This is a genomic window from Castellaniella sp. (genome assembly GCF_034675905.1).
Lineage (GTDB): Bacteria > Pseudomonadota > Gammaproteobacteria > Burkholderiales > Burkholderiaceae_B > Castellaniella.
Map to the genome: position 1 here is coordinate 669,585 of NZ_JAUCCV010000002.1, position 13,248 is coordinate 682,832.

10 protein-coding genes are annotated in these 13,248 nt (G+C 65.5%); all 10 read right to left on the reverse strand.

Annotated elements, in window-relative coordinates:
• Positions 1-4 precede the first annotated feature (4 nt).
• From VDP79_RS04275 to rsmH, 10 genes are read right to left on the reverse strand one after another with little or no spacing between them, the layout of a single operon-like run.
• The gene (locus VDP79_RS04275; RefSeq protein WP_323016966.1) at positions 5-955 is read right to left on the reverse strand and encodes a D-alanine--D-alanine ligase; all 951 of its coding nucleotides are present in this window, start codon (positions 953-955) and stop codon (positions 5-7) included.
• Positions 952-2,358, reverse strand: a complete 1,407-nt coding sequence (gene murC, locus VDP79_RS04280; RefSeq protein WP_323016967.1) for a UDP-N-acetylmuramate--L-alanine ligase — start codon at positions 2,356-2,358, stop codon at positions 952-954. The genes VDP79_RS04275 and murC overlap by 4 nt, the downstream gene beginning before the upstream one ends.
• The gene (gene murG / locus VDP79_RS04285; protein WP_323016968.1) at positions 2,355-3,428 is read right to left on the reverse strand and encodes an undecaprenyldiphospho-muramoylpentapeptide beta-N-acetylglucosaminyltransferase; all 1,074 of its coding nucleotides are present in this window, start codon (positions 3,426-3,428) and stop codon (positions 2,355-2,357) included. Before murG ends, murC begins: the two co-directional genes overlap by 4 nt.
• Positions 3,425-4,618 carry a putative lipid II flippase FtsW gene (gene ftsW, locus VDP79_RS04290; protein WP_323016969.1) on the reverse strand — a complete coding sequence of 398 codons (1,194 nt, stop codon included), beginning with the start codon at positions 4,616-4,618 and terminating at the stop codon, positions 3,425-3,427. Before ftsW ends, murG begins: the two co-directional genes overlap by 4 nt.
• On the reverse strand, positions 4,615-6,225 hold the full coding sequence (murD, locus tag VDP79_RS04295; RefSeq protein ID WP_323016970.1) for a UDP-N-acetylmuramoyl-L-alanine--D-glutamate ligase: 1,611 nt from the start codon (positions 6,223-6,225) through the stop codon (positions 4,615-4,617). Before murD ends, ftsW begins: the two co-directional genes overlap by 4 nt.
• Positions 6,222-7,394: a phospho-N-acetylmuramoyl-pentapeptide-transferase gene (mraY, locus tag VDP79_RS04300; protein WP_323016971.1), complete on the reverse strand. Its 1,173-nt coding sequence runs from the start codon at positions 7,392-7,394 to the stop codon at positions 6,222-6,224. The genes murD and mraY overlap by 4 nt, the downstream gene beginning before the upstream one ends.
• The gene (murF, locus tag VDP79_RS04305) at positions 7,384-10,170 is read right to left on the reverse strand and encodes a bifunctional UDP-N-acetylmuramoyl-L-alanyl-D-glutamate--2,6-diaminopimelate ligase MurE/UDP-N-acetylmuramoyl-tripeptide--D-alanyl-D-alanine ligase MurF (RefSeq protein WP_323016972.1); all 2,787 of its coding nucleotides are present in this window, start codon (positions 10,168-10,170) and stop codon (positions 7,384-7,386) included. The genes mraY and murF overlap by 11 nt, the downstream gene beginning before the upstream one ends.
• A complete protein-coding gene (locus VDP79_RS04310; RefSeq protein ID WP_323016973.1) occupies positions 10,167-11,903 on the reverse strand; it encodes a penicillin-binding protein 2 in 1,737 nt (578 codons plus the stop codon). The genes murF and VDP79_RS04310 overlap by 4 nt, the downstream gene beginning before the upstream one ends.
• On the reverse strand, positions 11,900-12,196 hold the full coding sequence (ftsL, locus tag VDP79_RS04315; RefSeq protein WP_323016974.1) for a cell division protein FtsL: 297 nt from the start codon (positions 12,194-12,196) through the stop codon (positions 11,900-11,902). Before ftsL ends, VDP79_RS04310 begins: the two co-directional genes overlap by 4 nt.
• Entirely contained in the window at positions 12,193-13,242 is a 1,050-nt protein-coding gene (gene rsmH, locus VDP79_RS04320) for a 16S rRNA (cytosine(1402)-N(4))-methyltransferase RsmH (protein ID WP_323016975.1), read from the reverse strand. Before rsmH ends, ftsL begins: the two co-directional genes overlap by 4 nt.
• Positions 13,243-13,248 lie beyond the last annotated feature (6 nt).

A 13,248-nucleotide genomic window follows, 5' to 3' on the forward strand; every position in this document is an offset into this window, starting at 1 on the left:
CTCCCTAGTCGGCTGCCGGCCGGCGCACTTTGCAGCGCGCCGTCGCCAGAATCGCCACACACAGCTGGGCATAGCTCATGCCCTGCGCCTTGGCCCCCATCGGCACCAGCGAATGACTGGTCATGCCCGGAGACGTATTCATTTCCAGCAACCAGGGCCGGTTCTGTGCGTCCAGCATCAGATCGGCCCGGCCCCAACCCTCGCAGCCCAGCACGCGGTAGGCCTGGACTGACAGGTCCCGTATCTGACGGCTCAGCGCGTCGGGCAGGTCTGCCGGGCAGACATAGCGCGTGTCGTTGGATACGTATTTATGTTCGTAGTCGTAATTGCCCTGGGGTGCGATGATTTCGATGACCGGCAAGGCATGCGCATCGTCGCCGCTGCCCAGGATGGGCACCGTCAGCTCACGCCCCTGGACGAATTGCTCTGCCAGCACACGATCATCAAGCTCACACGCCAGCGCCAGGGCCTGCGGCAACTGCTCGACCGACTGCACGCGCGTCACACCCAGCGTGGAGCCTTCGTGAGGCGGCTTGACGATCAGGGGCAGCCCCAGTTCCCGGGCCAGCACAGTAGGGTCGGCCTGACAGTCCAGCACTGCGAACTGCGGCGTGGGCAAACCATGCTGCAGCCACAGCCGCTTGGTGGCGATCTTGTCCATCGCCAGGCTGGACGCCAGCAGCCCGCTGCCGGTATAGGGGATGCCCAGCAGCTCCAACGCGCCCTGGATGGTGCCGTCTTCGCCAAAACGGCCATGCAAGGCGATGAAGACCCGTTCAAAGCCGGCGGCGGCCAGGTCCGCCAGGCTCTGGCGCCCGGTATCGAACAGATGCGCATCGATGCCAGATTCACGCAGGGCCGCGCATACGCCCGCCCCCGACATCAAAGAGACTTCCCGTTCGCCGGACAAGCCGCCATACAGCACCCCGACCCGACCGAATGACTGGCTGCTCATAGCGGGCTCCCCAGTTGCGCGGGCACCCGGCTGATGGACCCGGCCCCCATGATGATCACGACGTCGCCATCTCGGGCGAAGTCCTGGATGGCGGCAGCCATATCGGCCACCTGCTCGACAAAGACCGGCTCGACCTTGCCGGCCACGCGCAGGCCGCGCGCCAGCGCCCGGCCATCGGCGGCGATCAGCGGCGTTTCGCCCGCCGGATAGACCTCGGTCAGCAGCACGGCATCCGCTTGGCTGAGCACCTGGACGAAATCCTCGAAGCAGTCGCGTGTGCGGGTGTAGCGGTGCGGCTGAAACGCCAGCACCACACGGCGATCCGGCCAGGCCCCTCGGGCAGCGGCCAGCGTGGCCGCCATTTCCACCGGGTGGTGACCGTAGTCATCGACGACGGCATAGGCGCCACCGCCGTTGCGGGCCGACACGGGAAAATTGCCGATCTGCGTGAAGCGTCGCCCAACGCCCCGGAACTGCCCCAGGGACTCGACGATATCGGCATCGGGCACGCCCAGTTCGGTGGCCACGGCGATCGTCGCCAGGGCATTGAGCACATTGTGCCGCCCCGGCAGATTCAAACGCACCGCCAGCGGCGGCAAGGCGCCGTGCAGGCTCTGGCGTTCCACGGTAAAGGCCATCGTCGTGCCCTCGGCACGGATATCGTGCGCCCGCACCTGGGCGGGTGACTCGATGCCATAGGTGGTGACGGGCCGCGAGACGAAGGGAATGATCTCGCGCACGTTCGAATCATCCAGGCACAACACCGCGCTGCCGTAGAACGGCAGGCGCTGCGTGAACTCGACAAACGCGCTCTTGAGCCGTGCAACGTCATGACCATAGGTATCCATATGGTCAAGGTCGATATTGGTGATGACCGCCATCACCGGCAGGAGATTCAGGAAGGATGCATCGGATTCATCGGCCTCGACGACGATGTATTCCCCCTGGCCCAGGCGGGCATTGGCGTCGGCGGCATTCAAACGCCCGCCGATCACGAAGGTCGGGTCCAGGCCGCCGGCCGCCAGCACGCTGGCCACCAGGCTGGTGGTGGTCGTCTTGCCATGCGTGCCGGCCACGGCGATGCCGCGTTTCAGGCGCATCAGCTCGGCCAGCATCAGGGCGCGGGGCACCACGGGGATGCGCGCGGCGCGCGCGGCCAGGACTTCGGGGTTGTCGGCATGAATGGCCGTCGACGTGACGATGGCGCCGGCGCCCTGGATATGCTCGGCCGCATGACCGATGCTGATGCGCGCGCCCAAAGACGCCAAACGGCGGGTGACGGCCGTTTCCTGGACGTCGGAGCCGCTGATGGAATAGCCCAGGTTCAGCAGGACCTCGGCAATGCCGCTCATCCCGGAGCCCCCGATGCCGACAAAGTGAATATTCCGGATGCGATGCTTCATGCCGATTCCTCTTTGGTATGGACGCAGGCTTCGGCAATCAGCTGCGTAGCGTTCAAACTCGCGTGTTCGTGGGCGTGGGCCGCGACGGCGGCCAGTTCCGGGCGCTGGCGTTCGGCCAGCCAGCCTGCCAGACGGACTGCATCCAGATCTGCCTGGGGCATCATCCAGCCGCCCCCGCACGCCGACAGATACCGGGCATTGGCCGTCTGGTGATCGTCGATGGCATGGGGCAGCGGGATGAACAGGGCCGCCACGCCCACGGCGGCGACTTCGGCCACCGTCATGGCGCCGGCGCGGCAGATCACCAGATCCGCCTCGGCCAAGGCGTGCGCCATATCCTCGATGAAGGCGGATACATCCGCCTGCACATCCAGACGCGCGTAATGCTGACGGACGTGCTCCGCATGGCGTTCGCCCGCCTGATGATGGACCTGCGGGCGCTGGTCCGCCGGCATGGCCGCCAGCGCCTCAGGGATCAATTCATTGATACGGGCCGCCCCCAGGCTGCCGCCCAGCACCAGCAGGCGCAGCGGTCCCTGACGGACGGCATAGCGCTGCGCAGTCGGGGCGACCGACAACAGGGCCTGACGCACCGGATTGCCCACCATCAAGGCGTCGGGCAAGACGCCGGGAAAGCCGGTCAAGACCCGGCCCGCCAGGCGCGCCAGCAAGCGGTTGGCCGTCCCTGCCACGGCGTTCTGTTCATGGATCACCAGGGGGATGCCGCTGAATCGGGCCACCAGCCCTCCCGGCACGGCGGCATAGCCGCCCATGCCCAACACCACGTCGGGACGGCGCTGGCGCAACAGCCGGCGCACCTGCAGGCAAGCCGCCGCCAGGGTGAACGGCAGTTTCAGCAACGCCAACAGGCCCTTGCCGCGCACGCCGCCAAAATGCAGGGGCAGCAATTCAATCTCCTGAGCGGGTACCAGACGCCCTTCCATGCGATCCGGATTGCCCAGCCACAGTACCTGCCAGCCCTGGGCCCGCAGCGCATTGGCCACGGCCAGACCCGGCATGATGTGCCCGCCTGTGCCGCCGGCCATGATGAGGATCACAGGCTGCGTCATCGCCGTTTCCCTCGCATCATGCAGCGTGTTTCGTAATCCACGCGCAACAACAGGGCGATCGCCACCAGATTCAGCACAATCCCCGAACCGCCATAACTGACCAAGGGCAGCGTCAGACCCTTGGTCGGCAGCAGACCCAGACATACCCCGACGTTGATGAAGGCCTGCACCCCCATCCACAACGCGACCCCTTGGGCGGCCAGGCCGTCGAACACGCGATCCAGCACCATGGCCTTGCGGGCGATTTCAAAGCCGCGCAACACGATAAAGACGAACACGGCGACCAGGCACATCACCCCGACAAATCCGAGTTCTTCACCGATCACGGCCACGATGAAGTCAGTATGGGCTTCAGGCAGATAATGCAATTTTTCGATGCTGGCGCCCAAACCGACGCCAAACCATTCGCCGCGCCCCAGGGCGATCAGGGAATGGGACAGCTGGTACGCGCTGCCATAGGCATTGTCGGGATTCCAGGGGTCCAGATACACGAACAGGCGTTCCCGGCGCCAGGGCGACATCCAGATCAGCAGCAAAAAGCACGACATCACCGCCGCCAGCAGTGTAGAAAACAATTTCAGGTTGATGCCGCCGATGAACAGCACCCCGACGGCAATCGCTCCGATGACGATGAATGCGCCCAGGTCAGGCTCCATCAGCAGCAGCAGGCCGACCAGCGCCAACGCCATGGCCATGGGCAGAAAGCCGCGCCAGAACCCCTGCAGATGCGCCTGTTTGCGCATCACATAGTCCGCCGCATACAGCGTCACGGCGAATTTCATCAATTCCGAAGGCTGGAAATTCAGCGGCCCCAAGGCCAGCCAGCGGCGCGCGCCATTGACCTCGCGCCCGATGCCTGGCACCAGCACCACCAGCAACAGCAGCAAGGCCAGCGCAAACAAGGGCAAGGCCAGTTTCTGCCAGACCTTCATCGGGATGCTGGCGGTAAACAGCGCAGCCATCAGGCCGACCATGATGAAGACCGCATGGCGGCCGACAAAATAGAACCGGCCATAGCTTTCGTAGCGCGGCCCGTCAGCCAGCGCAATCGAGGCGGAATACACCATCAACAAGCCGAACAGCACCAAGGCGCTGACCGCGACGATCAAGCTGGCGTCCACGGTCGGCATGGTCGTGCGGCCCGGACGCACGGCGTTCAGACTGGCGCTAAGGTCGGCCAACACGCTCATGCCGCCTCTCCTTGATCGCCATCCACCTCGCGGCCTGCATGCTGCCCGGACTCGCCCGGTGCAGGGCAGTCCGCAGGGACTGCCTCGCGTCCAGACTCATCCAGTTCTCGCACTGCCTTGATGAAGCAGGCGCTGCGATGCGCGTAGTTGCGGAACATATCCATGCTGGCGCAAGCCGGTGACAGCAGCACGGCGTCGCCCGGACGAGCCAGCTCCAGGCCTTCACGCACGGCCTGCTCCAGGGTCTGGCACGGCACCAGCGGCACCGCGCACCCGGCCAGCGCCTGCCCGATGACAGGGCCGTCCTGACCGATCAACAAGACCGCGCGCGCATGCGCCCGAACTGCCGCTGCCAAGGGCGAGAAATCCTGACCCTTGCCCAGTCCTCCGGCAATCAGCACGACCGGACGGCCCAGGCCCTGCAAGGCGGCAAGCGTCGCGCCGACATTGGTGCCTTTGCTGTCGTCGATGAAATCCACGCCGGCAATGGACTGGATGAATTCAGTCCGATGGGCTTCGCCCCGATAGTCACGCAAGGCGTGCAGCATGCGAGCCCAATCCAGGCCGGCTGCCGCCCCCAGCGCCAAGGCGGCCAGGGCGTTGAGCGCATTATGCTGCCCGCGGATCTGCAAGGCGTCGGCTGGCATCAGCGCCTGCGCCGTTCCCTGGGGGCGGCGCGCCGGTTCAACAGCCGCCTGCGTCTTGCGGCGCGGCGCGACCGGTTCAGGCTCCGGCTCGGCCATGGGCGCCGCCGCCAGCCAGCTCAGGTCATGCTGCGTCTGCAACCCCAGGTCGCCCGCCAGTACGGGGGCGTCAGGGCCAAAGCTGCGTACATCGAGATCGCCCAGATCCTGAACCATTGTCCGCACCCGCGCATCAGCACGATTGACGATGCGCACCCGCGCCATCGTCAAGATCCGCGCCTTGGCTGCCGCATAAGCGCTCATGGAACCATGCCAGTCCAGATGATCCTGGGTGATGTTCAGCACCACGGCAGCATCGGCCGCCAGCGAAGTGGTGGCTTCCAGCTGAAAACTGGACAACTCCAAAACCCAGACATCAGGCAGATCATCCGTCTGCAGGGCATCCAGCAGGCTGTCCAACGCCGCCGGGCTGATATTGCCCGCCGCGCGCACGCGCCGCCCGCAGCCTTGCGCCAGATGGCGCGTCAGCGATGTCACCGTGGTCTTGCCATTGGTGCCGGTGACAGCCAGCACGACGGGCGCATAGCCCTGCGGACGCAGATCCGCCAGCGCCCTGGCAAAGAGTTCGATTTCACCCAGAACCTCGATGCCGCGGGCGCGGGCCGCTTCCAACAACCCGGCAATCGGGGCCTCATGCGGATTCAATCCGGGGCTGAGCACCAGGGTCAGCACGCCATCCAGCGCCGTTTCCTGCAGGGCCTGCGGCCCCAGATGCAGGTCGGCGGCTATCCCGCTATCCCGCAGGGCCGCCAAGCCACCCGGTTCGTCGCGCGTATCCAGCACCCGCAGCGGCGCCCCTTGGGCCGCGCACCAGCGCGCAGCGGCCACGCCGGTTTCTCCCAACCCCAGAATCAGGGTCAGGCCGTCGCGGCGCAGGGAGGGGAACTGGTATTGGACAGTCATCGCAGTTTCAGGCTCGACAGCCCGATCAGGACCAGCATCATGGTGATGATCCAGAAGCGCACCACCACTTGGGTTTCCTTCCAGCCGCTGACTTCGAAATGATGATGCAGCGGCGCCATGCGAAAGATCCGTCGCCCTTCCCCGTATCGTTTTTTGGTGTATTTGAACCAACTGACCTGCAACATCACCGACAGGGTCTCGACCACGAACACCCCTCCCATGATGAACAGCACGATTTCCTGGCGCACGATCACGGCGATGGTGCCCAGAGCGCCGCCCAGCGCCAACGCGCCCACATCCCCCATGAAGACCTGGGCGGGATAGGCGTTGAACCACAAAAAGGCCAGGCCGGCGCCGGCAATGGCGGCGCACAGCACCATCAGCTCGGACGCCCCCGGGATGTAAGGGAACAGCAGGTATTTGGAATAATCCACCCGCCCCACGACGTAGGCAAAAATCCCCAGCGCCGAACCGATCATCACAGTGGGCATGATGGCCAGGCCATCCAGGCCGTCGGTCAGGTTGACGGCATTGCTGGTACCCACGATCACCAGCCAGGTCAGGGCCACAAAGCCGAACACCCCCAGCGGATAGCTGACGGTCTTGAAGAAGGGCACGATCAGATCGGCACGAGCCGGCAGCGGCATCGAAAACCCGCTGAGCACCCAGTCGCGGAACAAGGGCCACAAGTCGGTATTGGCCGGCACCGCCACAGCAAAGCTGAGATACACCGCCGCCACCGCGCCGATCAGGGCCTGCCAGAAAAATTTCTGACGGGCCGGCATGCCTTCAGGGTCGTGATGCACGACCTTGCGATAGTCGTCCGCCCACCCGATCCAGCCAAAGCCGAACGTCACCAGCAACACGACCCAGACGAAACGATTGGTCCAGTCGGCCCACAACAGCGTGCTGATGCCGATGCCGATCAAGATCAGGGCGCCGCCCATGGTCGGCGTGCCGTTTTTCTGCAGATGCGTCTGCGGGCCATAACTGCGCACCGCCTGGCCGATCTTCATGGCCGTCAGACGGCGGATCAGCCAGGGACCGGCCAGCAGGCCGATGGCCAGCGCCGTCGCCGATGCCAGCAAGGCCCGGAAGGTGATGTATTCCACCACCCCGAACGCGCGGAAGTGATGGTCCGCCAGCCAGCGCGCCAGTTCAAGCAGCATGATCGCCCTCCCCGGCCGCGCCATTGGCATGCAGGGCCTGCACGACCCGTTCCATGCGCATGCTGCGCGAACCCTTGACCAGAATATGCGCTGGCCGGGCGGCCAGCAGTACAGGCAGCAAAATTTCCAGCGCGTCGAACGCCTGCGCCTGCGCGCCAAAGGCCCGGACAGCCTCGCGACAGGCGGGCCCCAACGTCAGCAGCACATCCACCCCGCACTGCCGGGCATAGTCACCGACTTCGGCATGCATGGCCGGCCCCTGATCGCCGACCTCGCCCATATCGCCCAGCACCAGAATGCGCCGACCATCCAGTCCCGCCAGCACATCGATCGCGGCCCGCACGGAATCCGGGTTGGCATTGTAGGTATCGTCGATCAGCTGAAATCCATCCGCCAGCACTTCCGGCCGCATCCGACCGCCGACCGGGGCAAACGCCGCCAAGCCTGTCGCGATGGCGGCCAGCGGGGCGCCGGCAGCGCCGGCGCAAGCCGCCGCGGCCAAGGCATTGCGCAGATTGTGCCGTCCCGGCGCATGCAGCGTGACGGCAACCGTGTCGCGCCCCACATGCAGACGAAACTCCGTCTGGTCCGTCCCGGCGCGGATCTGCGATGCATGCACATCCGCCGACTCGACAAACCCGAAACGCCGCACCGACCGTTCGCCCGCCAGTTCCTGCCACAGATCGCCATAGACCTCATCGGCCGGAAAAACAGCCAGGCCATCCGGCGGCAAGGCCTGCAGCACGGCGCCGTTTTCACGGGCCACAGCATCGACCGAATTCATGAATTCCTGATGTTCGCGCTGGGCATTGTTCACCAACGCCACGGTAGGCTGGGCAATGGCTGCCAACACGGGGATTTCGCCCGGGTGGTTCATCCCCAGTTCCAGCACGGCGGCGCGGTGGCTACTGCGCAGATGCAGCACCGTCAGTGGCACGCCGATCTCGTTATTGAAATTGCCCTGGGTGGCCAAACGCCCGCCCTCACCCCACCAGGCAGCCAGAATGGCGCTGATCATTTCCTTGGTGGTGGTCTTGCCATTGCTGCCGGTCACGGCAATCACCGGAATATCGAACAGGCTGCGCCACACCGTGGCGGCCCGGATCAGCGCCTGATGCGTGTCGCCCAGCACGATCTGCGGCAATGCCGCCCCCGGCACGGGCGCCGCCACCAACGCGGCACGGGCGCCCGCCCGAGCGGCAGCGTCCAGATGATCATGCCCGTCGAAACGCTCGCCTCGCAAGGCCAGGAACAAGGCGCCAGCGGGCAGATTGCGCGTGTCGGTGGACAGCGTCTGATCCTGCTGCCAGCTCAGTGCAAAACGCGCCCACTCCCGATCATCGAAGGGGCTGCGCACATGCTGGACCTCCTGATAGGTCTCGTGTCCCTTGCCGGCCAGCAGCACCACGTCGCGCTCGCCTGCCCGCCAGATGGCATCCAGGATGGCCTTGGCCCGATCCGCCTGAACCTGCGGCCGCGCAGGCATGCCCGCCACGATGGCATCGATGATGGCGTCGGGTATTTCCGTGCGCGGATTGTCCGTCGTCACCACGACCGTGTCGGCCAGCCGGGCCGCCGCAGCACCCATCAAGGGCCGCTTGCCGGTGTCGCGATCACCGCCGCAACCGAACACGCACCACAAACGGCCGCCGCGCTCCTGCGCCACCGGCCGCAACGCCGCCAACACCCGTTCCAGGGCGTCAGGCGTGTGCGCATAATCCACCACCACCAGAGGCTGAGGGCGGGCCGCACTGCCGTTGTCGACAGCCGATACCACCTGCAGACGTCCGGCAACGGGGTGCAGCACGGCCAAGGCGCGAGCGATGCGGCTCAGGCCCCAGCCCAACTCACGCAACACCCCCGCCACCAGCAACAGATTGGAAATATTGTGTTCACCCACCAGATGGGTCAGTATCTGGGCGCGGCCATCGGGCGTCACCAGATTGAAGACCAGGCCATCGGCCCCATGCTGGATGTCCTCGGCGCGAAAGGCTGCCGTCGCACCGGCCTGCAGGCTGTAAGCTACCCGATGACCGGAAGGCGCAGTCTGCGCCAGCAGCTCCGCCCCAGCGGCATCGTCGGCATTGATGACGGCGCTGCGCAGACCGGGCCGCGCAAACAAGGCGAATTTGGCCTGCTTGTAGCGCTCGAGCGTGCCGTGATAATCCAGATGATCACGCGTCAGGTTGGTGAAGCCCGCCACCTGGATACGCACGCCGTCCAAGCGCCCCTGATCGATGCCGATGGACGAGGCCTCGATGGCGGCCGCCATGGCGCCTGCCCGCACAATCGCAGCCAGGCTACGGTGCAAGGTCAGCACATCGGGCGTTGTCAGCACGCCGCCCAGGCTGCGGCCATCCGCCAGGGAAACACCCAGCGTGCCGATCGTGCCGCAAGGCATGCCCTCGGCATTCAGGGCGTCGGCCAGCCACCGGGCGGTGGATGTCTTGCCGTTGGTGCCCGTCACGGCGATCACCGTCAGGGCATCGGACGGGCGGCCATACCAAAGATGCGCGATCTCGCCCAGCAAGGCGTTCAGGTCATCCACCATCAGGACAGGCGCCCCGTCCGGAGATGTCTGCCGCCCGCCGGCGGCGCAGACGATGGCGGCAGCGCCAGCTGCCACGGCCTGTTCCATATAGGCCCGCCCATCGGCGGCAATGCCGGGGCAGGCGAAAAACACATCACCCGGCTGAATCTGCCGGGAATCCAGGCACAGATCCGCCCGGCGTTCGACCCGCTCGTCCAGCCAGGTCAGGATATCTATCGTATTCATGGTGTGCGCCCTCCCTGATCCGCCACAGCCACCAGGGAATCCACCGGCGCATCGGGCCGCACCCCAAGACGGCGCAGGGTACTGGAAACAATATCGGAAAATACGGGTGCGGCCACAGCGCCGCCATAATACCCCCCGGCGCTGGGCTCATCGATCGAGACGGCCACCACAATACGAGGATCGGACACCGGCGCGAATCCCACGAAAGATCCCCGGTATTTGGTCTTGCTGTACTGACCGTCAACGATCTTGCGGGCCGTGCCGCTCTTGCCCGCTACCCGGTAGCCTTGCACCTGTGCCTTGCGGGCGCCATCCGGCCCCGCGGCGGCTTCCAGCATGCCGCGCATCACCTGCGCCACCTGCGGGGAATACACCTGGACGCTGGTGGGCTGGCCCTCGCGCCGCAACAAAGACAAAGACACCATATCGCCGTTGCGAGCGAACGCCGTATAGGCATGCGCCACCTGGATCAAGGACACGGACAGGCCGTAGCCATACGCCATGGTGGCCCGCTCGATGGGACGCCAGCGTTGCCAGGGACGCAGCCGTCCCGATGCCATGCCTGGAAAGTTCGCCTGCGGCACCCGGCCAAAGCCCAATTCGGAAAATTTCGTCCACATCGCCTGCGAATCGAGCAGTTCCGAAATCATGGTCATGCCCACATTGCTGGAATGCTGGATGATGCCGCCTACGTCCAACACCCCGTAATGCCCGACGTCGGAAATCAGGGCGCCCTGATAGCGATAACGGCCATTGCCGGTATCGAATCGCGTGCGAGTGGTGATCTTGCCTTCGTCCAGCGCCAGCGACGCCGTGAACGGCTTCATGATGGAGCCGGGCTCGAAGGTGTCGGTCATGACCCGATTGCGCAGGGCCTGTCCGGTACGCTGCGCATTATCGTTCGGGTCATAGGATGGCAGGTTGACCATCGACAGAATCTCGCCCGTCCGGACATCCAGCACGATCGCCGCGCCCGCGCGCGCCCGATGCAGCTCCAGCGCGGCTTTCAAGGCGGTATAGGTATCGAACTGAATGCCGGCATCGATGGACAGCTGCAGGTTCTGCCCGTCGACCGGCGGCACCACGGCCTGCACGTCCTCGACAACCCGCCCCAGCCTGTCCTTGATGACGCGCCGCGATCCCGGCTGCCCGGACAGCCGGTCGTTGAAGGCCAGCTCGACGCCCTCGATGCCTCGGTCCTCGATATTTGTGAAGCCGACGATATGCGCCATGACTTCGCCTTCGGGGTAATAACGGCGCGTCTCGGGCAACTGCTGCACACCCGGAATCTTGAGGCTGCGGATCTGCTCTGCGAGGCCCAAGGCCACCTGGCGCTGCAGGTAGACGAAATTCTTGTCCTCGTCACGCGTGCGCTGGCGGATATCGGCGGCTTTCATGCCCAGCAGCTTGGCCAAGGCATCGACCTGCTCACCCGAGGCTTTATGGAAATCTTCGGGAATCACCCAGATGGAGCGGGCAGGCACGCTGGAAGCCACCACGACCGAGCCGCTCCGATCAAAAATCTTGCCCCGGGACGCCGGCAGCACCAGCGTGCGCTCGTAGCGGCGTTCCCCCTGACGCTGCAGAAACTCATTGGACAGAATCTGCACGTTCAAGGCCTTCGCCGCCAGCGCCACGAAACCCAGCATCAGCACGATGATGACCAGACGCGCCCGCCAGAAGGCCGGACGCGTGGACAGAACGGGGCTTTCATGGAAGCCGAAGCGCTTCATGGCCGCCCCCCCGCCGCCGATGTCTCAGCCGGAGCTTCCTGCAGATAGATCGTGCGATCCGGCGTCACCGGGATCAGATGCAGCTCGGTACGCGCCAGCGAATCGATCCGGGCGTTACGGGCCAGCTCGGCGCGCTCCAGCTGCAGGCGACGCCATTCCGTGTCCAGTTCATGCGCCTGGGACTTCAGCCGCTCGGACGCCACGAACAGCTCACGCGCCTGAAAGCGTACCGTCACCAGAGAAATCGCTGATGCCATCAGCAGCAGGGCCAGGAACAGGACGGCGCGGATCATCGAGCCGCCCTCCCGCCCCGCCGGGCAGGACCCTGCCCGGGCAAGCGCACCAGAGCCGCCGCCTGCGCAAACGACAGGGGTTCACCCGTGCGCTGTGCAGCCCGCAGCACGGCAGAGCGAGAGCGTGCGTTATCCCGCACCTCGGCCTCATCCGCCTGGACGCGGCCCAGCAGCTTGACCCAAGGCTTGGGCATGTCCTTTTCGGGAATCGGCAAGCGCGCCTGCGCCTGACCGGGCCGCGCGGCCGCCGCCAGGCACTGTTTGACCATGCGGTCTTCCAGGGAATGGAAGCTGATCACCGCCAGCCGCCCCCCTGGTCGCAAATGGCTTAAAGCGGCCGGGAGGGCGTGCGCGAGCTCCTCAAGTTCCGCATTGATGTGAATCCGTATAGCTTGAAAGGTCCGTGTGGCCGGATGTTGACCCTTTTCGCGCGTGCGGACGACACCGGCGACAAGCTGGGCCAATTCGCCCGTGGTGCGCAGCGCCCGGGATTGGCGGCCCGCAACAATCGCCTTTGCAATCTGGAAAGCAAACCGTTCTTCGCCATAATCTGCTATGACCTCCTTGATCTGATCCTGGTCGGCCTGAGCCAGCCAGTCGGCGGCTGTCTGCCCCCGCGTCGTGTCCATGCGCATGTCCAGCGGACCGTCGCGCATGAATGAAAACCCTCGCGTCGCATCATCGATCTGCGGCGACGACACGCCCAAGTCCAGCAGGACGCCGTCAACCGCGGGAATGGACAGGCGGTCGAGTTGTTCCGCTAATGTGGCAAAGCCGTCATGCACGACTTCGACGCGCGCATCCGCCTGGCTCAATTCCCGGGCGGCGGCGATGGCGGCGGGATCCTTGTCGAAGACCAGCAGGCGGCCCTGCGGCGCCAAGCGCTGCAGCAGCAGACGGCTATGACCGCCGCGACCGAACGTGCCATCGACATACACCCCATCCAGCGCCGGGACGTTCGCCATATCCGCACCGCGACCGAACGCCGGGCTCAACAATGCGTCGATGGCCGGTTCCAGCAGAACGGTACGGTGGGAATACGCCATGGGCCG

What these genes read in the sequence shown, in the direction of transcription:
- VDP79_RS04275 (WP_323016966.1), bottom strand. Translation starts at nt 955, where the DNA reads ATGAGCAGCCAGTCATTCGGTCGGGTCGGGGTGCTGTATGGCGGCTTG.
- murC (WP_323016967.1), bottom strand. Translation starts at nt 2,358, where the DNA reads ATGAAGCATCGCATCCGGAATATTCACTTTGTCGGCATCGGGGGCTCC.
- murG (WP_323016968.1), bottom strand. Translation starts at nt 3,428, where the DNA reads ATGACGCAGCCTGTGATCCTCATCATGGCCGGCGGCACAGGCGGGCAC.
- ftsW (WP_323016969.1), bottom strand. Translation starts at nt 4,618, where the DNA reads ATGAGCGTGTTGGCCGACCTTAGCGCCAGTCTGAACGCCGTGCGTCCG.
- murD (WP_323016970.1), bottom strand. Translation starts at nt 6,225, where the DNA reads ATGACTGTCCAATACCAGTTCCCCTCCCTGCGCCGCGACGGCCTGACC.
- mraY (WP_323016971.1), bottom strand. Translation starts at nt 7,394, where the DNA reads ATGCTGCTTGAACTGGCGCGCTGGCTGGCGGACCATCACTTCCGCGCG.
- murF (WP_323016972.1), bottom strand. Translation starts at nt 10,170, where the DNA reads ATGAATACGATAGATATCCTGACCTGGCTGGACGAGCGGGTCGAACGC.
- VDP79_RS04310 (WP_323016973.1), bottom strand. Translation starts at nt 11,903, where the DNA reads ATGAAGCGCTTCGGCTTCCATGAAAGCCCCGTTCTGTCCACGCGTCCG.
- ftsL (WP_323016974.1), bottom strand. Translation starts at nt 12,196, where the DNA reads ATGATCCGCGCCGTCCTGTTCCTGGCCCTGCTGCTGATGGCATCAGCG.
- rsmH (WP_323016975.1), bottom strand. Translation starts at nt 13,242, where the DNA reads ATGGCGTATTCCCACCGTACCGTTCTGCTGGAACCGGCCATCGACGCA.